This is a genomic window from Psychrobacter proteolyticus (assembly GCF_039762275.1).
Lineage (GTDB): Bacteria > Pseudomonadota > Gammaproteobacteria > Pseudomonadales > Moraxellaceae > Psychrobacter > Psychrobacter proteolyticus_C.
In genome coordinates, this window is record NZ_JBDLOB010000003.1 from 171,959 (window position 1) to 193,018 (window position 21,060).

The 21,060-nt window shown below is 43.5% G+C and carries 18 protein-coding genes; 11 read left to right on the forward strand and 7 right to left on the reverse strand.

Going from position 1 to position 21,060, the window contains the following annotated elements; all coding sequences use genetic code 11:
* Nucleotides 1–44 precede the first annotated feature (44 nt).
* Together ABFV72_RS06565 and ABFV72_RS06570 are read right to left on the reverse strand one after the other, a co-directional pair.
* Nucleotides 45–506 carry a cell division protein ZapA gene (locus tag ABFV72_RS06565; RefSeq protein WP_347162897.1) on the reverse strand — a complete coding sequence of 154 codons (462 nt, stop codon included), beginning with the start codon at nucleotides 504–506 and terminating at the stop codon, nucleotides 45–47.
* Nucleotides 507–612: 106 nt separating this feature from the next.
* A complete protein-coding gene (locus tag ABFV72_RS06570; protein WP_057761479.1) occupies nucleotides 613–1,053 on the reverse strand; it encodes a hypothetical protein in 441 nt (146 codons plus the stop codon).
* A gap of 212 nt (nucleotides 1,054–1,265) precedes the next feature.
* Here ABFV72_RS06570 and ABFV72_RS06575 point away from each other — a divergent pair, with 212 nt between their 5' ends.
* From ABFV72_RS06575 to ABFV72_RS06595, 5 genes are all read left to right on the forward strand, one after another.
* Nucleotides 1,266–1,919 (forward strand): UPF0149 family protein, encoded by a 654-nt coding sequence (locus tag ABFV72_RS06575; RefSeq protein ID WP_057761477.1) that lies wholly within the window; start codon nucleotides 1,266–1,268, stop codon nucleotides 1,917–1,919.
* Between the two features lie 48 nt (nucleotides 1,920–1,967).
* A complete protein-coding gene (gene argE, locus ABFV72_RS06580) occupies nucleotides 1,968–3,254 on the forward strand; it encodes an acetylornithine deacetylase (protein WP_347162898.1) in 1,287 nt (428 codons plus the stop codon).
* A gap of 170 nt (nucleotides 3,255–3,424) precedes the next feature.
* On the forward strand, nucleotides 3,425–4,150 hold the full coding sequence (locus ABFV72_RS06585) for a LysE family translocator (protein WP_347162899.1): 726 nt from the start codon (nucleotides 3,425–3,427) through the stop codon (nucleotides 4,148–4,150).
* Nucleotides 4,151–4,936: 786 nt separating this feature from the next.
* Nucleotides 4,937–6,151 (forward strand): RtcB family protein, encoded by a 1,215-nt coding sequence (locus ABFV72_RS06590; RefSeq protein ID WP_347162900.1) that lies wholly within the window; start codon nucleotides 4,937–4,939, stop codon nucleotides 6,149–6,151.
* Nucleotides 6,152–6,301: 150 nt separating this feature from the next.
* The gene (locus ABFV72_RS06595) at nucleotides 6,302–6,538 is read left to right on the forward strand and encodes a hypothetical protein (protein WP_347163070.1); all 237 of its coding nucleotides are present in this window, start codon (nucleotides 6,302–6,304) and stop codon (nucleotides 6,536–6,538) included.
* A gap of 101 nt (nucleotides 6,539–6,639) precedes the next feature.
* Here the strand turns inward: ABFV72_RS06595 and miaB are convergent, their stop codons facing one another.
* On the reverse strand, nucleotides 6,640–8,133 hold the full coding sequence (gene miaB, locus ABFV72_RS06600; protein WP_347162901.1) for a tRNA (N6-isopentenyl adenosine(37)-C2)-methylthiotransferase MiaB: 1,494 nt from the start codon (nucleotides 8,131–8,133) through the stop codon (nucleotides 6,640–6,642).
* Nucleotides 8,134–8,480: 347 nt separating this feature from the next.
* Between miaB and ABFV72_RS06605 the strand changes: the two genes are divergently transcribed.
* From ABFV72_RS06605 to ABFV72_RS06620, 4 genes are all read left to right on the forward strand, one after another.
* Nucleotides 8,481–10,613, forward strand: a complete 2,133-nt coding sequence (locus ABFV72_RS06605; protein ID WP_347162902.1) for a lytic transglycosylase domain-containing protein — start codon at nucleotides 8,481–8,483, stop codon at nucleotides 10,611–10,613.
* 495 nt (nucleotides 10,614–11,108) lie between these two features.
* A complete protein-coding gene (locus ABFV72_RS06610; protein ID WP_347162903.1) occupies nucleotides 11,109–11,789 on the forward strand; it encodes a hypothetical protein in 681 nt (226 codons plus the stop codon).
* Nucleotides 11,790–12,159: 370 nt separating this feature from the next.
* Complete coding sequence (locus ABFV72_RS06615; RefSeq protein ID WP_179797575.1) at nucleotides 12,160–13,149, forward strand: malate dehydrogenase; 990 nt, start codon at nucleotides 12,160–12,162, stop codon at nucleotides 13,147–13,149.
* Nucleotides 13,150–13,432: 283 nt separating this feature from the next.
* Nucleotides 13,433–13,672 carry a DUF2789 domain-containing protein gene (locus tag ABFV72_RS06620; RefSeq protein ID WP_165597274.1) on the forward strand — a complete coding sequence of 80 codons (240 nt, stop codon included), beginning with the start codon at nucleotides 13,433–13,435 and terminating at the stop codon, nucleotides 13,670–13,672.
* Between the two features lie 75 nt (nucleotides 13,673–13,747).
* Here ABFV72_RS06620 and ribF read toward each other — a convergent pair whose 3' ends face one another.
* Entirely contained in the window at nucleotides 13,748–14,815 is a 1,068-nt protein-coding gene (gene ribF, locus ABFV72_RS06625) for a riboflavin biosynthesis protein RibF (protein WP_347162904.1), read from the reverse strand.
* A 215-nt stretch (nucleotides 14,816–15,030) separates the two neighbouring features.
* Here ribF and ABFV72_RS06630 point away from each other — a divergent pair, with 215 nt between their 5' ends.
* Complete coding sequence (locus tag ABFV72_RS06630; RefSeq protein ID WP_347162905.1) at nucleotides 15,031–15,651, forward strand: GNAT family N-acetyltransferase; 621 nt, start codon at nucleotides 15,031–15,033, stop codon at nucleotides 15,649–15,651.
* A gap of 11 nt (nucleotides 15,652–15,662) precedes the next feature.
* On the opposite strand, the gene ABFV72_RS06635 is transcribed toward ABFV72_RS06630, so the two are convergent.
* The 3 genes from ABFV72_RS06635 to ampD form a co-directional block, all read right to left on the reverse strand.
* Complete coding sequence (locus tag ABFV72_RS06635; protein WP_347162906.1) at nucleotides 15,663–16,286, reverse strand: hypothetical protein; 624 nt, start codon at nucleotides 16,284–16,286, stop codon at nucleotides 15,663–15,665.
* Nucleotides 16,287–16,415: 129 nt separating this feature from the next.
* Nucleotides 16,416–17,966, reverse strand: coding sequence for a murein biosynthesis integral membrane protein MurJ (gene murJ / locus ABFV72_RS06640; protein WP_165597278.1), 1,551 nt, complete (start codon nucleotides 17,964–17,966; stop codon nucleotides 16,416–16,418).
* 112 nt (nucleotides 17,967–18,078) lie between these two features.
* Nucleotides 18,079–18,708, reverse strand: coding sequence for a 1,6-anhydro-N-acetylmuramyl-L-alanine amidase AmpD (ampD, locus tag ABFV72_RS06645; RefSeq protein ID WP_347162907.1), 630 nt, complete (start codon nucleotides 18,706–18,708; stop codon nucleotides 18,079–18,081).
* A 151-nt stretch (nucleotides 18,709–18,859) separates the two neighbouring features.
* Here ampD and ABFV72_RS06650 point away from each other — a divergent pair, with 151 nt between their 5' ends.
* Nucleotides 18,860–21,007: a DUF4105 domain-containing protein gene (locus tag ABFV72_RS06650; protein WP_347162908.1), complete on the forward strand. Its 2,148-nt coding sequence runs from the start codon at nucleotides 18,860–18,862 to the stop codon at nucleotides 21,005–21,007.
* Nucleotides 21,008–21,060: the final 53 nt, after the last annotated feature.

Genomic DNA, 21,060 nt, shown 5'->3' on the forward strand with positions numbered 1-21,060 from the left:
CTTTATTGGCTAGGCGCTTATATGTTTAATACAGTACGATGCATCTACAGAATAGAATGAGCGTCTTTCATGATTTTATTCAACAATGCCTCAGACTGTTTGTCTTTCTGCAAACGATCTTCGTCACTTCTTTTATTGGCATGGATTTTTTCATATAGGTTTAAGCAGCACAGTACCAGTATGCTTTCTTGGCTAAGGCTTGGCGCATCTCTTTTTAGATCGAGCGCATAGTTGTTGATATACGAAACCGCTGACAGTAGCTCTTCTTGCTCATGTACTGGACAAAAGATTGGATAAGTAACCCCAGCAATCGCGATATCAACTTTTTTGATTTGTGGTTCAGGCGCTTTAGGTGTTTTGGTATTAGATTGTGCCATGGCGCTTGTTATATTTGACGCTGCTGGTGTCATTTTTTGCGCTGGTATTGGCACACTTGTTACTGGCGCACTTGGCGCTTGAGTATTTTTTGGTTGTTTTTCTATCGATTTGCTTTGGTCATCGGTCATGATAAATCCTACAATGTCTGGTCAGTGAAATGAGTGATATCAGATTTTACAAATAGCGTTGGGCAGTTTAATAAGCAGTACGTCTACTATCTGCTACAAGAAAACGTTAGCCTTCTGCTTGATCGATACGGGTTAGGCGCTGTAATACGACTTGCGTACGCTCGGCTGCCAATTGGTTCTTCTTTTGCAGCTCACTGTTTTGTTGTTTGATATCGCTATACTGCTGCTTTAGCTCATTATTGTGTTGTTGCAGCTCGCTGTTTTGTTGTTGTAATTGGCTGATCTGTTTTTGTAGTTTGTCTTGTTCTTCACCGATCATATGGTGCGCTTCTGCAAGACTCTGATAGCGCTTGTCGAGATCGTTCAGTTGTTTTTTGGCACCGTCACGTTCGTTATGGCTGTTGTCTAATTTGGTTTTTAGTGCGGCAAATTCTTTTGAATCAGTAACAGGGTGTTGTTTTAAGCTGCTAAGTTCAGCACTGACAAGCTGATACTGTTTTTTGATGTCGAGTACCATTTTTTCTAATATTCTAAGTTGATCATACATAGTCAGTTTTTATCCTTAACAAGTAAGCGTGAATGAATTTTGTTCGCTGCATTTAATAATGCCATAGGTGACCGTATAATATCTATATCAACAAAGTAATTACAAGCATCAGGCTTTGTCTTTTCACTTTTATTTATCGATGATTTGTCTATGACATTTTATCGCGACTATTTTTATTTTATGAGCAGTAATCAATTACTAGGACATCTATTATGAATGATAATATCTCTGGCTGGAATACTTGGCTGACTGCGTTTGATGATTGGACGGACGTGTCTATCAGCGAAGTGCATGGCATGATGACAGGGCTTATGACGGCTTGTAATGCGCCTGACGAAGCAACTTGGGCCAAGGTGTTTGAAGAGCTCAGCTTTGCCCCATTACCAGAGCCTGCATTGACCTTGCTGACAGAAGAAGCGGAAGACATCGTGTTTCAGCTAAAAGACAAAGATGATGCCTACGCGTACATGCCGCTCATCCCAGATGATGAACATGATTTATACGAGCGCGTGATGGCGTTGAAACAGTGGGCAAACGGTTTTATGACCGGTTTTGGTATTACCGATTGTGGTTTGACCAGTGAAGAAAACGAGATGCTATCGGATTTGGCTAAGATCGGCGCAATTCGTCTCGAAGATGATGAAGATTTTGAAGGTGGCGAAGAGTCTTATCTTTATATCTATGAATTTGCTCGTATGGTACCCGTAAGTTTTGCCACGCGTAAACGCAAGGCTGTCAAAGATATCGCGCTCATCGCTGGTTTGTCTATCGATGCCAAAACAACCAAAGAGCTACAGGCAGAAGGCAAGCTACCAAAACCAATGCCGCCAGTGGTTGATGTGATGAATCATAACAATCCATCGTAAGGCAGCTCTGACACATCATAGTTCTGAAAATTGTAGTAAGGATATTTTATGATCCAAAATAACAGTAGTAATAGCGACAACGTCAGTAATAGCGATAACGTTAGCAGTAGCAGCGATGTCCAGCTGAAAAGTATCGAGCATCCTACTCAGAGTCTCGATTGGCTAACACGTCTCATCGCCTTTGATACGGTCAGTCGCCATTCTAATTTGGCTTTGATTAACGATGTAAAGTCTTATTGTGAGCAGTTGGGTTTGACGGTAGATTTGACCTTTAACGAGACTAAAACCAAAGCCAATTTGTTTGTGACCGTACCAGCTGGTGAAAACACTGATGTTATCAATAATGGTCTGGTCTTATCAGGTCATACTGACGTTGTGCCAGTCGATGGACAAGCGTGGTCTTCAGAGCCATTTACCGCGACGATACGTGGTGATAAGCTATACGGGCGCGGTGCGTGTGATATGAAGGGCTTTATCGCTTGTGCGCTTACGATATTGCCACAAGCCGTGCAGTTATCGAACAGCGGTCAGCTACGTCGTCCGTTACATTTGGCGTTGTCGTTCGATGAAGAGGTTGGTTGTTTGGGTGCGCCATTGATTTTGGCAGACCTAAAAGCACGCGGCATCACGCCTGATTATTGTATCGTCGGTGAGCCAACTAACATGGCCATGGTAGTTGCACACAAAGGCATCGCAGTTTATCGTTGCCGTGTACATGGCAAGTCAGCGCATTCGTCATTAATCGCACAGGGTGTCAATGCTATTAGCTACGCTAGCAGATTGGTTGGCTATGTAGATACGCTTGCTGAAGAGCTGAGTACTCGTGATGATAACGATGCGTTGTTTACAGTGCCATACTCGACATTGTCAGTAGGTACTATACATGGTGGTACAGCGACCAATATCGTGCCCAACTTATGCGAGTTTACTTTTGACTATCGTAACCTGCCGCACATGACGCAAGACGATATACTAGCGCCCATTCGAGCCAAAGTTGCTGAGCTAAATGCCCAAATGCAAGCACGCGCGCCAGAGACTGGTATTGAGCTGATGCAAGAAGAAAGCGTCCCAGCAATGACAGATGACGATAGTGCTGAGCTACAATCGTTAATCGCTGCGCTGACAGGAGATGATGAGCGTCATAAAGTGGCTTACGCGACTGAAGGCGGTCAGTTTACCAATGCAGGTATCCCAACGATTATCTGTGGCCCTGGTAGTATTGAGCAGGCGCACAAAGCGGATGAGTATGTGGAGCTTAGCGAAATTGAACGCTGCGATGCGTTTTTAAAGAAATTGTTAGATAGCTGTACGACTCAGCCGTCCATGCAGTCATAATTATTCAGAAGAATGCGTGTCGTTCCTTTAAGAATTTTTGCGAGACTTTTTTGACATATAGGTATAAGTGACACCGTCTGAATGGCGGTGTTTATTTTTTAGTCGCATATTTAAGTCGTATAGCCGTTCGTATTAGAACCATTTACACATGACAAAGTAGGGGTGGGTTGATGTCTTGGCATCTGTTTGCAGTGTTTTTCGCAAGTACGTTTTTTATCTCAGCGACCCCTGGTCCTAATATGCTGCTGGCATTTCAGTACGGCATGAACTATGGCGTCAAACGAACTTTATGGACGCTAGCAGGTCTAAGCCTTGGCTTGTTTGTATTACTGCTATCGACACTGCTTGGCTTGGATGTAATCAGTCGCCAGTCACCGTGGCTACTGACCATTATCAAAGCCGTGGGTGCGGTATACTTAATCTATTTGGGTATCAGCTCTTGGCGCGATGCTGGCGACGGTAGCTTGATGAGCGATGCCAAAGAGTTAAGTGCCGAGGTAGCAGCAGACTATGCGGTTTCTGATGGAGCGCCTACATCGCAGCCGCGTTCGCTCTCTAGTGCTGCTACTAAAATAGCGCCGAGCAACACGATCTTATTTCGTACTGGTGTTTGGGTGTCACTATCTAATCCGAAAGCTATCTTGTTCTTTGCGGCATTTTTCCCTAAATTTATCAATTTCAATGCGCCACTATGGCCACAATATGTCCTACTAACTATCGGCTTGTTTTTGAGTGAAACGATTTGGCAAATCGTATATACGCTAGGCGGCAAAAAGCTAGCAAGTTGGCTCGATGTTGGTAATCGCTTAGCATGGCTCAATCGTGGTTGCGGGGTGATATTTATAATCATTGCTGCCGCCTTATTGGCTGAAGTGATAAATAGTTTTATAGCTTAAAAACTACCGATAAGATTTAAAATTAAAGTGATTAATTAAACACACGTTTATTAAATTATTTTCTATACAAGCCAAATTAATTATTGACTTTAATTTTTAAATCGTTATTATTGGCTCATTGATTTATATCGCTTATCTTTCATAAGCGAAAAATCACTTCAATTAACCTGCTATTGTCCCCCTGACATTAGCCACAACCTATGGAGGAATCATCGTGTCCTATATAACTACCAAGACGTTTTTAAAGATTGAATGTGTAAACCACATGACAGCAATGACACCTTCGAAAAGGTTTGGCTAAATTTTTATATAAGCTATTCGTTGATATCCCATCTATCGATATCAACGAATAGCCTTCTGTATCTACTTGCGCTATCTTTTTTCTAAGTCTACTGTGCCAAATTTGCTCTGCGACTGTGCTAAGCCATATTACGCTTGCTGTTATCTGTTTACCTAACATTTTTCTTTACCGTTATTGCTGAGAAAGCGACTCAGGCTATGATTTAGCTAAAGCTTTTCTATGCGTATAATATTTACGCTATGGCCGACGGTTTTGATCTATATTATCTTTCTTTAAAATGTCCATAATAAATTAACCATGAATTTTTATTTATTTTTTAATTAATAAGAATACGGTTTTTTATTACCATTTTTTATAATTTATTAATTCATTTCTTATTAAACGTCTAGTTTAATTGAGACAGATAAGTAATGTTTAAAAATTATAAAAAATGGTAATTATAAAAATGTATGGTTATAAAGATAACAAAATGGAAATAACAAATTATGAGCATTCAATTAGTATTAAATAAAAATAGTAAACATGGCGTACCAGTCAAAATTTATACCTCGGATATTGAGCAAGGTGCGATGCAGCAGTTACGCAATTTAGCCCAGCTAGAGTTTGTGCATTCACACATTGCAGTGATGCCCGATGTGCACGTTGGCAAAGGCGCAACAGTCGGTAGTGTGATTCCGACCAAGTCAGCCATTATTCCTGCCGCAGTTGGGGTAGACATTGGCTGCGGTATGAGCGCAGTACGTTTGTCCCTGACGGCGAGCGATCTACCTGATAGCTTAAGGTCATTACGCTCAGTAGTGGAGCAACAAGTGCCAGTCGGCTTCAATATGCATAAGCAAATCCAAGCCAAGAACTCAACGCTTGATCCACTAGGTAAACGCCTAAAACCGATTACTGATAAACACCCAGGTTTACTTAAAATGCTTAAAGGTTTTGAGCGTACTTGGGCAAAGCAGTTGGGAACACTCGGCGGTGGCAATCATTTCATTGAGCTGTGCTTGGATGAAAACAACGATGTCTGGGTAATGCTGCATTCTGGCAGTCGCGGTATTGGTAACTGTATCGGTCAGTACTTTATTAACCTTGCCAAAAAAGAACGTCAATCGCGCTTTGGTCATGTGCCAGATCGAGATTTGTCTTACTTTGCCGAAGGGTCTGATAGCTTTGCCGATTATGTCGAAGCAGTAGGCTGGGCGCAGGACTATGCGTTAGAGAACCGCCGCGAGATGATGCGTCTCGTCATTAAGTCATTGCAGTCGCCACAAGCGGGGTTGCCTCGATTTCAGCTGACCAAAGAAGCCATCAATTGTCATCATAATTATGTCAATGAAGAGGTGCATTTCGGTGAGCAAGTTTATGTGACGCGTAAAGGTGCGATCAGTGCTTATGAAGGTGAGCTTGGGATTATCCCAGGATCTATGGGCGCAAAATCCTTTATCGTACGTGGTCTTGGCGCAGAAGAATCGTTTTGCTCATGTTCACATGGGGCAGGACGACAGATGAGCCGTGGTAAAGCCATACGAGCGTTCACCATCGACGAGTTAAAGGCGCAGACGGAAGGTGTTGAATGTCGCAAAGACAAAGGCGTCATCGATGAAATACCCGGAGCGTATAAAGACATTGATGAAGTGATGGCCAATCAAGCTGACTTGGTTGAGGTGGTGCATACGCTAAAACAAGTCATGTGTATTAAAGGCTAACGAGTAAAACCATAGCGAGTCACGACAGTGTCAATCGAGCTAAATGTACTAAGTGTACTATTTGCGCTCGATTTCCTAGTCGTGACTTCACTATGCTGTCACTCGAATATATAAAACAGATTTAGAGTTATTAAAAATATAGGTAAAAATATGAGCTTGAAACAAACCTTAAAAAAGGCCAAACAAATTGAACGGCAGTTAGAGCAGCAGGCTGTGACAGGTGTGCAACACTCGCTAGGCACTGTCAAACCACGTAATTATTTGGCACTTGATCCACTATTAAGAAAAGGTGGTATTCATGAAAAAGAGGATATCGATATCGTCCGCAAAAAACGTCGCCGCGAGACCAAGCAGCAGTTACGGAAGACAGATTGGTTATCAGAATAGTGATAGTTAACATTCACCCACAAAAAAGCCGTTCGCTATACTAGTGAACGGCTTTCTTATTCTTACTCAAACTTATAATTTAACCATTATTACCTTAACCGCTATGCCAATACTTCGATTAGCTCACCTTTCACCATGTGCGGACTAACGAAGTCAGTAATACGTACGCTCACGAGTTTACCCAATAGCTCATCCATTTTCTCAACATCATGAGGGAACATAACGGTACGAGTGTTATCTGCTGTACCGATTAAGCAATCAGGATGACGATTGGCAACTTGTTCAACCAAGACGCGAGTCGTAGTGCCGACCATTTCATGCGTTTTAGCAAGTGTTGAGTCAATGATGACTTTCTGAAATTCAGCCAAGCGCGCTTTTTTAGTGATGAAGCTCACATCATCTGGCAACTCGGCCGCTGGCGTACCTGGACGCTTAGAGTAGATAAAGCTGTAAGAGTGATCGAAGTTCAACTCTTTTGCCAAGTTCAAGGTATCTTGGAAGTCTTGATCAGTTTCACCTGGGAAGCCAATGATAAAGTCGCTCGACAAGTGAATATCTGGACGAATGGCTTTTAGCTTATTAATCTGATTAATATAAACGTCGATCGTATGGTTGCGCTTCATCGCTGCCAAAATAGCATTTGAGCCACTCTGAACCGGTAAATGTAAGTGCGAAACCAGCTCAGGTAACTGTGCATACGCATCAATGATGTCATCAGTGAACTCTAGCGGATGGCTGGTCGTATAGCGAATACGCTCGACACCATCGACATGTGATACATAGTGCAATAGCTCAGCGAAACGGCAAATGCTGCCATCGTCTTTTTCGCCGCGATAGCCGTTGACGTTTTGACCCAATAGATTGATTTCACGGATACCTTGAGCGGCAAGGCTGTCAATCTCAGCCAACACATCATCAAGTGGGCGTGATAATTCTTCACCGCGCGTATAAGGAACGACGCAAAATGAGCAATACTTTGAGCAACCTTCCATAATAGAGACAAAGGCTTTGTAGCCTTCTACTCTTGGCTCTGGCAAAAAGTCAAACTTTTCGATACTAGGGAATGACACATCAATCGTACCGATACGATTTTTAGGGGCGATTTCGCGTTGCTCATTTGATTGATCGTATAGCTCTGGCAGGCGATGCAAGGTTTGTGGGCCAAATACCATGTCGACATAAGGCGCGCGTTTTTGAATGTTATCGCCTTCTTGTGAAGCCACACAGCCACCAACACCAATGACGAGGTCAGGGCGTTTTTCTTTTAGTTTGCGCCAGCGACCCAATTCTGAAAAGACTTTCTCTTGCGCTTTTTCGCGGATAGAGCAGGTGTTCATCAGTAGTACGTCGGCCTCATCGATATCATGAGTCACTTCCATACCATGCGAATCGCCTAGCACGTCTAGCATTTTGCCAGAGTCATAGACATTCATCTGACAGCCTTGAGTCGTGACAAAGACCTTTTTTGTCGCTGCTTTTTCGACGGGTGCTTGGGCTGAACTTGCTTCTTTGAGTGCAGTGACAGCACGTGCGGTGACAGTCGTCTCAGCAACAGCATCGTCATCGATGCGGGGATTGAATACAGTAACACTCATAAGGATAAGTCCATGATTGACCAAAAATATAGCGGAGTAGCGGATTAACAGGTGGCGTATTTTATCACAACCCTGTGCCAATGTGAAAAATTAGCACGAGCGATGAGGTATCAATATGATAAATAATTCATAGCAGTATCAATTATTTACTGTCATTCATATTACTATTCATAAAAACTGCGGCTCATTATCACTTCTATGTTACACCGTGCTGTCCTATTTATTAACAAAAGGTAAAGGAGATAGTTGAAAGCACAATGAGTATAGTATGATGATTGCTATACCCTTGGCGGTACTTAGCGAACCGTTATTCACATATTTGTAGAGATATCATAAAGAGAGTCAGTATGACAAAGTTGCGTGTTGCGCATAGTATCAAGGATGAAGAGTCTATCAGTCAAAAACACGCGTCAAAGCGAATCACAATAGGTACGCTACGGTTGAGCGCGTTGAGCGTGGCAACAGCAGTAAGTGCACTTGGTGTGTCACAAGTCGCTTGTGCCGAATTGACGTGGGGCGATGAGGAAAGCTACCAACAAGAAAGTAACTATCAACAAGATTATCAGCAAGACAGTAGTATTGACTCATTTATGGCAGCTGCTATCGCCGCAGATCGCGGTGATGTGAGTGCGCTCTATAACTATGAGCAAGTCATGAGCGGTGGCTTGTTTGCGATGTATCCGACCTATTGGCGTATGAATCTAGATCTCAATTCACAGAGTTCAGCGGCGGTCTCGCAGTTTGTGCGTCAGTATCCAGATACGGTTATGGCTGAGAAATTAGTGGCTGATTTTGCGGAGACCAAGGCAGGATCGAATGATTATGCATCAGTACGTCAAGTCGCGAATTTAATTACCAATGCGGATGCCAGTGAGCGCTGTGCCGTTGCGCTTGGGTTTAATAATGGCGGTGATACTATGCGTGCTATGGCAGCCAAATCTGATGTTTGGCTAACCACCAAAAAGCAACCAGCATTGTGCGATCAGCTAGCGATGGAGATGAACAACAACGCGTTGATTAGCAATCAAGATCGTGCGGCTCGTCTCAAGCGTATGCTGCGTAAAGGCAAGACTGGCGATATTATGGCATTGTCATCACGCCTTGGTACGCCAATTGCTTATTCGGCGCTCAGTGAAATTCAACTAAATCCGTCTTCTTTCTTTAGCCGTTTTGGTCGTGAGCCTGCAAGCCAAACCAATCAATACCTATATATGTACGCAATCGGCCGTATGGCTGACAAGTCTTATCGTGAGGCGGCGCTACAGTTAGACTTTGATATCAGACAAGACAATCAGCGCGCGGTCAAATTGTTGAATGACGAAACCCGACGCTATGCTTATCGTACGCTTGGCGTGCAGCGTATGAATCACAACACTGATGATGGTTTTAACGCTGAAGCAGTGGATTGGTTCCGCAACAGTTTGGACAATGACTTTAATTTTGAAGAAGCTGAAGATTACGCTATGGCAGCGATTCGCTTCGGTCGTTGGGATGATGTGGTAGAAGCTATCTCAAAAATGGACGGCGAAACGCAAAAAGAAGCCCAGTGGCAATATTGGTTGGCTCGTGCGTATGAGCAGTCAAGCGATAGTAGCAAACGCAACACGTCTAAAAAAATGTATCAGAACTTAGCAAAAAGTAATGACTACTATGGCCTGATGGCAAAAGACAAAATAGGGCAGCGTTTCGATGCTAGCCGTTTAGGTGGTAGTAATTTGCCTAACGTCAGTACCGCTGATCGCGCGCGCGTCATGCAAGATGCCAACTTTGCCCGTGCGTTTGCGTTATACAACTCTGAGGCCAGTCGTGCTTATGCCAATCGCGAGTGGAACTGGGCGGTGAAGCAAGCTCGTGATAATCGTGATGACAATTTGATTATTGCCGCTGCTCGTCAAGCCTATGATATGGGTTGGCTCGATCGAGCGATTTATGCCGTTGATAATACTGATAGGGTGGATAGCTTAGCACTCTCGCATCCGATGCCGCATCAAAGCGCAGTCGTACGTTATAGTGAGTCAGCGGGTATTGATCCAGCGTGGGCATACGGTATCATGCGTCAAGAAAGCCGTTTCGTATCCTCTGCGCGCTCAAACGTGGGCGCGAGCGGGTTAATGCAAGTCATGCCTGACACCGCAAAATATATCGCTCGCAATCTAGGCGAAACGTATAGTGCGAGCCGTGCCAACAGTGGTGATACCAATATCCGCTATGGTACATGGTATATGGGTGATATCTTGGGTAAGCTAAACTATCAGCCAGTATTGGCAACCGCAGGCTATAACGCTGGACCTAACAATGCCAAACGTTGGCAGCCAGTTTATGGCTCACTTGCCGCAGATCAATATGTAGAGTCGATTGCATTTCCTGAAACACGTAACTATGTCAAACACGTAATGGAAAACGCCACTATCTACAGCAGTCTATTGGGTCGTGGTCAGCCGATTAGTCAGCGTATGGGTACGGTGCCAGCTGGTTTTTAATCACTGAACTTGCATTTGATAAACCACTAATGAGTTATTGTTAGTGGTTTATTTTTATCTGCTGATTTGCTTTACTAGTTGTTAATTGATCAACTTTGCTTTGCCCGAGCAATACTCATCTGGCTAAGATAAATTTCATATTCTTTATCCTTCAGTGCTTTATCAACATTTATCGAGCTTCCTGACGATGTCGTCAACGTTTACGTTTTTGCTATAGATTAAAAAAAACGTTTTGTTACCATTGCCTTAATGGGAAACCCTATTTTTCAGTCTTGTTCTTAGGTCAATGCGTGTTTTATGTATCGCGTCTAATGATTTAAGTTATAGCCTATGTCTTATCATTGCTAACTAACTGCCCTCAGTCCTATGATCAAAAAATATTTTAGTCTGTCTACGTCGCCAAAAACCAAATATTCGTTACCTAATCGGATATGCTTTTTATCGAAGGCAAACACAAAGACAGATACTAACCTGAGCAATAAGGCTGTTAACTCTATGGTGCAATTGCGTGCAGAGTTGGCTAGCAAACACAGTGTAGGTAGTATTAAAGCGACAATGAGCTTTGGCGCTTTACTGTTTATACAAGGTGTTGTATTGCTGCCAGCACAGGCGGCTAGCACGGTTAAGACTGGTCAGCGCGTATTGATGATTGAGATGACCCCAGCATTATGTAATATGCAGCCAACGCGGGGACGTATGCGTCAGTGTTTAGAAGGGTACTCGTTAACTGTATCTGGTCTAGATATGGGATATGGCGAACGCTGCGGTCGTGGTAGTGAGCCACGCCTTACCCCTCTACAACTAAAAGTCGTCAACCGTATCATGCCTGATACAACAGTACGTAGCCAAACGTGGCAACGTTATGGAGCTTGTAGTCCGCTTAGTGCCAGCAGTTACTTTCGACAGATTACTAACTATGCAGGTGGACTAAAATTACCGAATGAGCTAAATACTGGTAATAGTTATACCGTTTCCAAATCACGATTTATCAGTCAAATGACCCGTCTCAATAGTGGTATGTCTTCAAATAGTGTGGATCTTATCTGTCAAGAAGGCAGCCGTCGCCAATCGATACTCACTGATATACACGTATGTTATGAAGGTAGTGACTTTGGCACTTGTCATGACGTTGTAGACAGCTGTGGCAGTAAATTTATCATTTCAGGTGGACGATAACCTTCACTTAGTTACCTGCCCAAACTTCTTTTTTGATACCGCTTTTCATTCCACTTAGTCCAATCTAATAGTACAAATTGCCTATTTTGACCATTATATCTACGCATAACACAGTGAAAATGTGCTTAAGTTATCATGTACTAAAACCCACTAGCGCTTTATCTATAAGCGCTTAGCCTCTACAAAAATCCTCTCGTATAAAATGTAACAATATAATCCCTGACGGGTCTATGACTGTATCTAGACGGTCACTGCGATGAAGTGCTACACTAGCTCTCGGTTTATACATGCTGCTATGCGGCAAACAAGTCGATATCTAAAATGATAATCGTTCATTAGAATTATCTAATAATTAATTAGGGAGTATTCAATGTCAATGAAACAGCCTTTACGTGTTGCCGTCACTGGTGCCGCTGGTAATATCAGCTACGCGATGCTATTTCGTATTGCATCTGGCGAGATGCTAGGTAAAGATCAGCCAGTTATTTTGCAATTACTTGAAATTACGCCAGCTCTTGACGCCCTAAAGGGTGTGGTCATGGAACTAGAAGACTGTGCATTCCCATTGTTGGCTGGTATCGTCCAAACTGACGATGCTAATGTCGCATTCAAAGATATCGATTATGCTTTACTGGTTGGTGCACGTCCTCGTGGCCCAGGTATGGAGCGTAAAGATTTGCTAGAAGCCAACGCTGCGATCTTCTCAGCACAAGGTAAAGCATTGAACGAAGTCGCTAGCCGTGATGTAAAAGTACTGGTAGTCGGTAACCCTGCCAACACCAACGCACTTATCGCTCAGCGCAATGCACCAGATCTTGATCCACGCAACTTCACTGCAATGACTCGTCTAGACCACAACCGTGCTATGGCACAGTTGGCTGGCAAGACTGACAGCACGGTTAATGACGTGAAAAAAATGATCATCTGGGGCAACCACTCGTCAACTCAGTACCCAGATCTAACTGCTTGTACAGTAAACGGTAAGCCTGCGCTAGATTTAGTTGATCGCGAATGGTACGAAGCAACTTATATCCCAGAAGTACAACAGCGCGGTGCTGCGATCATTAAAGCTCGCGGTGCATCATCTGCGGCTTCTGCTGCCAATGCTGCTATCGCACATATGCGTACGTGGGCACTAGGTACTGATGAAAACGATTGGGTATCTATGGGCGTTTACTCAAACGGCGAATACGGTATTGCTGAAGGTTTGATCTACTCATTCCCATGCACATGCACTAACGGCGACTGGTCTATCGTAGACGGCGTTGATGTATCATCAGATTTCTCGAAAGAGAAAATGGCTGCCACTGAGCAAGAGCTTAGTGAAGAGCGTGATGCAGTAGCACATTTACTACCGTAAATCTAAGCTGCTATGATTTAAGTAGTAAAGATAAGTAGTACAAAAAAGCCCTCTTAAATGTGAGGGCTTTTTTTATGTCTATAAGAAATAGGCAAATGAGAGCAATTTAGCTTACTGTCTTAAATGGACAAAAGCAGTTTACCGTTAATACAATTGATAACGTTAGATAAACGTTGATTAACAGCTATTAAAATAAAGCTTGCTACAATGAATATGTTAATTTGAATAACAAGTACATTAAACAATAAGTACGACCATATTCGTACCATTTAAGGAGAAAATTATGTTGGGTGAACCAGAATACAGTATGAATGAGTTATTTGCTCAGTTAGGTCTAGACAGCTCTGACGAAGCAATTGACGATTTTATCGCAGCAAACCAATTGGCTAGCGAAGAAAAATTGACAGAGGCTAGCATTTGGACGGACAATCAGCGTATGTTCTTGCAAGAAGAATGGCAAAAAGATGCCGCATGGGTAGAAACCATCGATGAGCTAAATGTCCGTTTGCATCCTGACGCATAAATATTTATAGACATAAAAAACCCCGCGATAGTCTTAATATCGCGGGGTTTTTTATGTCTGGAGTAACCCTAAACATCAAATTTGCTTTTCGCGCCATTCAAGTAAATCAGCGACATCTTGATGAATACCCGCTTTTAATGCTTCTATTCCATCATAGCGACGCTCACCATGCAAAAAGTGTAGGAAACGTACGTGTAAGTTCAGTCCGTATAAATCAGCTTGCAACTGCGGAAAGTGGACTTCTAGTCGCCAGTCATCACCTTTATCAACAGAAGGTCTTTTGCCAATATTAGCCGTGCCGAACAAACTATGCGGACGCAAACCGGCAACACCTGTATGACCATCGGTGGCAAGCGCAGTCAAGCCATTAGCGATCACATTACCATTGTCATCTAAGCTCACCACATCGACTGCAAAAATACCATGCAGAGCAGGCTTTATACGCTGTAAATCGATATTTGCGGTAGGGAAGTCTATTGTTCGACCTATCTGATCGCCGCGCACAACTACTCCCGTGATTGCATAGTCACGACCAAGTAACCTATTGGCCGCCTGAAGATCACCTGCCAATAGTAAATCACGAACCCGAGTAGAGCTAATACGGGCAGCGTCGTTATCGATAGTATCAACACTGTCGCTATCAGTACTACTATCAGTGACCGTATGCAGGTTGGTCACATCCAAGCCATACCCACGCAAAAACTGACTGTCGCCAGTACGGTCATGGCCGAAGCGGAAGTCATCACCTAGCACCAATGCTTTGACGTTCAAACGCTTGGCTAATATATCGGCAAATGCTTGTGCTGATAGCGAGCGAAACTCTGTATCAAAACCTGCTACGATCAACGTCTCAACGCCATATTCTGCTAGCAGAGCTTGCTTCTCTGCCAGATTGGTCAGGCGCGCAGGCGCTTTAGCAGGTGCAAAAAATTCGCGTGGCTGCGGCTCAAATATCATGACCGCTGCACCCAAATCTTGGGTATGCGCAATTTCACGAACTTGGGCTAGCATGGCTTGGTGACCAAGATGCACACCGTCGAAATTGCCGATAGTGAGCACGCAAGATGCCAACTCTACTGGGACAGTGTCCGTAGATGAAGCGTGTGGCGACGAAATCAGTTGCTCAAGAAAATAGGTTTTCATAAGTTTTCAGCTATGATGAGACCAAATAAAAAACGAAAAAACACATCTATGCTTAAAATTGATGTGTCTAAAACCAGACATTATAAAGTAAAATAGCCACACTAACATCCTATAGTCTACGTGTAATGCAAGTATGGCGCATAGGGTGGCTATTCTTTATTGCCAATGATGCTAATACCAAACCTAACAACAATCTCGACAACGATGGAGATCTTATGTCTGCTGCTGCCTTAAATACTATACCAACCGAACTATCGACATATCAGCTCACCGATCAGTTCGTTGTGCAGCGTGCAAATAAAGAAGATTTAGCAGAAGTCTTAGCCATTTATAATCAAAGCATACCGGGCAAACAAGCAACAGCCAATCTTGCATTGGTTACGCTAGAAGAGCGTGCCGCTTGGTTTGAAGAGCATTTGGATAGTGCAACCAGACCGATATATGTGGTCAAGGCATTACCATCAAATAATGTAGATCAAACAAAGGCACCGATAGTCGCATGGGGCAGCTTTAGTGATTTGTACGCACGTACTGCCTATCATATCAGTACCGAGATTAGCATTTATCTAAATCAAGATTATCAAGGCAAAGGGTTAGGCAGTTTGCTGACCCGTTGGATGTTGACGCAAGCACCAAGCTTGGGTATTCGAAATATCATCGCCCTTGTCTTTGCTCATAACCATCCAAGCTTAGGATTATTCCGTAAGCTTGGCTTTGAGCAATGGGGTTATATGCCAGAAGTTTGCGATATGGAAGGGTTTATCGCTGATGTTGTGATGCTTGGTAAATCAGTGACATCAGACGATATATCAGATAAAGCGTTTGAAACAATTTAACTTAAAACGCTCTAACCTAAAATCTTCCATTGACCTTCTATTTTTTGTAGCTGGTAGGTCAGTGGTGCAGGTTCGCTCTGTCCTTTTAGCATCAGCTCGCCAGTAATGGTGGCACGAGTTTTGTCATCATTGTATTCGGTATCAGTAATCGTAACGCCATCCACCGTTTGCTGAAACGCAGACTGGGTATTGGCAAGCTCTTCTTCAAAGTTTGCCATATCCACTTGGTAATATGACGCCGCATCCTTCACATCACCGTAATATAAGCTGTTTAGGGCTTGCTTGACAGTATCTTCTGGCGTACCAGCTTGAGTCGGATTGGTTACTAGGCTCTTCTGTTTGGTCGCATCAGTGACTGGATTAATATTGTCATTATCAATCGCTGTCTTATTTTCAGTGCCATCTGTAATTTCGCCTGTTTCGCTAGCACTTTCAGCAATCTCTGTTTGGTCAGTCGTATCATTGTCTAATGTGACCTCTTCTGAGGTATCAACGGTCGCTGCCACATCTTCATTATTGGTAGCAGTTTCAGCCGACTCATTATTGCTACAGCCGCTAATAAGTAGTCCAGTGCTTAGTACACCAGTTGCTAGCAAAATTGGTAAGCGCTGGAAGATTGGCTGTTTCATTGTCATATCAAACCTCAAATGTCATTTATTCATTAGTGATCTATTATGACAATTATCAGCAGTGAGCATTGTCATTTCTCATAACAGGCTTGTTTTGGTTTCGTAAGCCTGTCATGAGTTTGCTTATGCTTTATCCTAGCCGTGCTTTAGCTGACGCGGACGGAAACCAGTCGCTAGCAATACCACACCGTAAACCAGCGCTCCGACGGCACACATAATAATTAGCGCGACGATACGTTGCCACTGAGCCTGATCGGTAGGGAAGTAAGGCAGCATAAAATAAAGCACGCCAATCATAGAGCCAGTCGAGATAGCAAACTGCGTAAATAGCTTTTTCCAATGCGGACCGAAACGGAAAATATCACGCTTGTGCAAGAAGTAATATAGTAAGCCTGCGTTTACAAAAGCCGCGCCAGTCGTAGCTAATGCCAGACCACCATGTAGTGGTATCTCTAAGAAATAGAATATCCCGATAAAAATAACACTAAAAATCATATTAGCGATGACAGAAATGATACCGATTTTGACAGGGGTTCTGGTGTCTTGACGCGCAAAAAACGCAGGGGCAAAAATCTTAATAAGCATAAATCCTAAGATACCACCTGCCATACTACGTAAGGCCAGTGAGCTCATCTGGGCGTCACGTAAGGTAAACTCACCACGTAAAAACAGCGCTTGCATCAATACATCTGCCAGTACAAATAAGGCAGCCGAGGCAGGCACACCGACCAAGATGATAAGACGTGCTGCCCAGTCGATGGTTTTTTTGAAACTGACGTCGTCCTTTTGAGCTTCACTTTTTGATAGGCTTGGTAATATAACGGTACCGATCGCCACACCAATCAGACCCAATGGTAGCTCGCTCATACGTTCAGCTGCGTAGAGCCAAGAGACGGAACCGCCAATCATTAATGAGGCAAAGATAGTATTCAGTAGTAAATTTATCTGAGTGACAGAGACACCAAAGATAGCAGGTAGCATCAATTTTAAAATTCGACGGACGCCTTCGTGCTGGAAGTCGATTTTCGGCGCGACAAGCAGCTTTTGTTGCCAGAGCTGCGGTAGTTGAATCAAAAACTGTAGCAAACCTGCGATAGCAACGGCATAGCCGAGTGCCATAATAGGCGTATCAAACATCGGCGCAAAAATAAGTGCGCCACCAATCATACATAGGTTCAATAACACTGGTGCAAAAGCGGGTGCGGCGAAACGACCGTAGCTTTGCAAAATGCCACTGGCAAACGCTGTCATAGAGATGAATAGCAAATACGGAAAGGTAAGACGCAGTAACTCAGCGGTAATGGCAAACTTATCAGGCTGATCGGCAAACCCAGGGGCAAACAACGTTACCACCCAGGGTGCGATTAAGATAACCACCACTGTCAGCATCGATAATACTAGCAACAATGCACCCGAGGTTCGACTGACTAAAATCTGTACTTGTTGCAAGCTGTACTTTTCTTTGTATTCGGACAGTACTGGCACGAAAGCTTGGCTAAACGCACCTTCTGCAAACAGTCGTCGTAAGAAATTTGGGATTTTGAAGGCGACCAAAAAGGCATCCATCAAACCACCTGCACCAAAAACCCCTAGCAATACAACATCACGTACCAAACCTAAAATACGCGATAACATGGTCATACTACTGACCACCATGGTTGAACGAAATAACCGACTTTTTGCCATGAGAACCTATCTTGCTAAGTTGTATATTAAGTTATGTGCTGATGTGATATGGATAAAAAACTGACGAATTATATCACTTTCACCATTGAGATAAATGGATTGAGTGTGGAAATCACTTATGTGGCGGTACACCGTTTTTCGTTGCATCAGCGACTAACTGGCGCAACCTTGCCCATTCAAAAAAATCACCAGGGTCAGTCTTACGACCAGGCGCGATATCGCTATGGCCTGTCAAGTGGCGACGTGTTTTGGGATAGGCCTTATAGATGGCGGCAATTACGTCGGCTAGCTTCTCATATTGAGCAGAGGTGAAGGAGACAAAATCCGACCCTTCAAGCTCGATGCCAATGCTATAATCATTACATTCAGGTCGACCCAAGTAGCTAGACCGCCCAGCATGCCACGCCCGTTCGTTGAAATTGACAAACTGAGTGATAGTGCCATCACGTTCGATAAATAAATGCGCTGATACTTCTGCACCTTTAATTGTTTGAAAATAAGGATGAGCATCCCAGTCTAATTGATTGGTAAATAATGCTTTTACATAATGCGTGCCATTAGTGTCGCAGGCGCCAAATTCATTCGGTGGTAGACTGATATTGTGTACGACGATGGCGTCAATACTTAAACCTTTTGGCCTTACATTGTAATTGGGTGAGGCTAGCCAAGTGGCTGCTGATAGTAGACCATCTTTGATAGTCATTGGCGACGTAGATGATGATTTTGGTGATAATACGGGCATAATGCTCTCTTTTTATACTAGTATTGATAATTGTGTAATAAACAATCTATCTAAATAGTTAAATGATAGTGGGCTATGTGTTTGATTTTTTGACCCAGAAACTTTAATAACGCTGATAGCGTATGAATAATAACGTGCGAGATTTTACCTCATGTCTACAAAACTGACGTCCATACCTATCGATTGTACGCTAATGACCATTGGCCTGCGAGCACGTCTGCCATTAGCTATAGTAGGGTTGCTACTCTCGGCTCAAACACAGGCATTTCTACCAACGCCGCTGTCTGTCCTTGAATCAGATGCATTGTCACCTGACGCATCTAGCACATCACCTACTTATTCTAATTCAGATGTATTAGTTGAGCCGGATAATATCAGTAGTGCTGAACCTAATATTCAAAATAGTGCTTTATCGGAATCAAGCTTAGCGACAGACCAGCTGCTATCAACATGGCGTCAACAAGTAAAAACAGACAAGTTGGCACAGCATACAACATGGCGACGCTTATTGTATTTTTACGATGATAAAAACAGTGTATTGGGTAAAAAGAAAACCGAGAGTTTGGTTGACGATCCGAGCTTTTTTTTAAGTAAAAATGGTCAACGGGATTCAGGTGCAGAGTTAGATGCGATGCTTGTGGCACTTGCACAAGAGTTGGTGTCATCATCAGCGACTGATAACGACCAAGCCAAAACTGATGCCAATAATAATTCTGTCTTATGCCGTTTCCCAGCACGAGTGGCATGGTTGACTGATACGTTGAATATTGACGACACAACGATACAAGTTGATTGTCCAGAGCTGGATGAGTGGATGTCGACATTGGCGCCTGAGCAGCTATCTATCATGTTTGCGCAGGAGTACTTGGACAATCCGCTCTCTGCATTTGCTCATACGTTGCTACGCATTGACTCAAAAGCGAGCATCGCTGATCTAAACCAAATTGATAAGGCTTATGCGCTGAACTATACGGTAGACGGTGATCCAAACGACAGTTTCCCGATCTATGCTACTAAGTCAATGATTGGTAGCTACAACAGCGCTATCGAAATTGACCCTTATCCAGAGATGCTAGCGAAATACCTGCAAGATGATGAACGTGATACGTGGACATATCAGTTGAGTCTGACGCCCGCGGAAGTGCAGCAGATTATGCGCCACGTTTGGGAAACCAAAGCGTTAAAAATGCCGTATTACTTCACCACGGACAATTGTGCTTCTGAGATTCTGCGTCTTATTGATGTGATCCGTCCGCAGCAAAACTTACTGAGCCAATTGTCTTACGCAGTCGTGCCTTCTGATGTGATTCAGCTATTAAATGATGAGCAGTTGCTGGCAAGTACCACTTATACACCTGCTGATAATACCTTACGTCAAAATCAGCTCAATGAGAAAAAACAACAGCGCGCGCAGTTGGGCTATCATAATAGTGCCAAACAAATCGTGAATGAGATCAAGTCTGCGCAGCTCAACCCTGTATCGAGCATGTCAGATGATGGGCAAACACTACTCAAGCGTCAAATCGACGTATCGGATAATAATCCAATAGACAGGCATCCGCTACAGTTGGGCACGATAGGTATAGGGCAGCGTGGCGACGATGACTATATGGATATTGGGTTTCGAGCGGGGTTTCATGATACGCTTGACCACGCCTCAGGGTATCCACAGTTTTTTAACTTAGAAGGGCTGGCTGCGACATTACGACTGTATGACACAGATGATAATAAGCCCAATCAGCCAGATAGTGTGGTTTTGCAAAATGTCACTTTGATTCGTGGCCGTTCTTTTAACCCTGTCAATGCAGCCAAAAAAGGCAATACTTGGGGCGCTAGTATCGAGGCGACGCGAGTAAAAGATGGATCGCAAGAGGCAGGTACGGATCATTTGGTCGGTAGCGTAGGTTACGAGAAAGGCTGGTCATGGGCATTTGGTACACCAGCCGCAGGTACTGGTGAGATGCCGCCGCAACTGTGCTATACGTTTTTGGCAGGTACAGGACAAGTAGGACGCGGTATCAATAAAGGCTTTCGTCTAGGCGCAGGTATCAATGCAGGCTGCCGTTATCAGATTAACAATCAGTTACGCGCGCAAGCTGAATTGCAATTGCCATATTGGTATCATGGCAACAGCGATGAATCCAACGTCCGTGGTCATTATTGGCAACCAATCTCAAACTTAGGGCTGCAATACGACATTGATAAAAAACAGGCACTGCGTATTAACGCTAATTACGAATGGCAAGATCGTATCGATGCCAATGATGATATACAGCTATCGTACAGACGGTATTTTTAGGCACTGATTTAGCCGTTGATTTAGGCATTAATTTAAACAAAATGGCTTCTAAG

What these genes read in the sequence shown, in the direction of transcription:
- ABFV72_RS06610 (WP_347162903.1), top strand. Translation starts at nt 11,109, where the DNA reads ATGGTGCAATTGCGTGCAGAGTTGGCTAGCAAACACAGTGTAGGTAGT.
- murJ (WP_165597278.1), bottom strand. Translation starts at nt 17,966, where the DNA reads ATGGCAAAAAGTCGGTTATTTCGTTCAACCATGGTGGTCAGTAGTATG.
- ABFV72_RS06605 (WP_347162902.1), top strand. Translation starts at nt 8,481, where the DNA reads ATGACAAAGTTGCGTGTTGCGCATAGTATCAAGGATGAAGAGTCTATC.
- ABFV72_RS06570 (WP_057761479.1), bottom strand. Translation starts at nt 1,053, where the DNA reads ATGTATGATCAACTTAGAATATTAGAAAAAATGGTACTCGACATCAAA.
- ABFV72_RS06585 (WP_347162899.1), top strand. Translation starts at nt 3,425, where the DNA reads ATGTCTTGGCATCTGTTTGCAGTGTTTTTCGCAAGTACGTTTTTTATC.
- ABFV72_RS06565 (WP_347162897.1), bottom strand. Translation starts at nt 506, where the DNA reads ATGACCGATGACCAAAGCAAATCGATAGAAAAACAACCAAAAAATACT.
- argE (WP_347162898.1), top strand. Translation starts at nt 1,968, where the DNA reads ATGATCCAAAATAACAGTAGTAATAGCGACAACGTCAGTAATAGCGAT.
- ABFV72_RS06590 (WP_347162900.1), top strand. Translation starts at nt 4,937, where the DNA reads ATGAGCATTCAATTAGTATTAAATAAAAATAGTAAACATGGCGTACCA.
- ABFV72_RS06575 (WP_057761477.1), top strand. Translation starts at nt 1,266, where the DNA reads ATGAATGATAATATCTCTGGCTGGAATACTTGGCTGACTGCGTTTGAT.
- ABFV72_RS06650 (WP_347162908.1), top strand. Translation starts at nt 18,860, where the DNA reads ATGTCTACAAAACTGACGTCCATACCTATCGATTGTACGCTAATGACC.
- ABFV72_RS06635 (WP_347162906.1), bottom strand. Translation starts at nt 16,286, where the DNA reads ATGACAATGAAACAGCCAATCTTCCAGCGCTTACCAATTTTGCTAGCA.
- ribF (WP_347162904.1), bottom strand. Translation starts at nt 14,815, where the DNA reads ATGAAAACCTATTTTCTTGAGCAACTGATTTCGTCGCCACACGCTTCA.
- ABFV72_RS06595 (WP_347163070.1), top strand. Translation starts at nt 6,302, where the DNA reads ATGAGCTTGAAACAAACCTTAAAAAAGGCCAAACAAATTGAACGGCAG.
- miaB (WP_347162901.1), bottom strand. Translation starts at nt 8,133, where the DNA reads ATGAGTGTTACTGTATTCAATCCCCGCATCGATGACGATGCTGTTGCT.
- ABFV72_RS06615 (WP_179797575.1), top strand. Translation starts at nt 12,160, where the DNA reads ATGTCAATGAAACAGCCTTTACGTGTTGCCGTCACTGGTGCCGCTGGT.
- ABFV72_RS06620 (WP_165597274.1), top strand. Translation starts at nt 13,433, where the DNA reads ATGTTGGGTGAACCAGAATACAGTATGAATGAGTTATTTGCTCAGTTA.
- ABFV72_RS06630 (WP_347162905.1), top strand. Translation starts at nt 15,031, where the DNA reads ATGTCTGCTGCTGCCTTAAATACTATACCAACCGAACTATCGACATAT.
- ampD (WP_347162907.1), bottom strand. Translation starts at nt 18,708, where the DNA reads ATGCCCGTATTATCACCAAAATCATCATCTACGTCGCCAATGACTATC.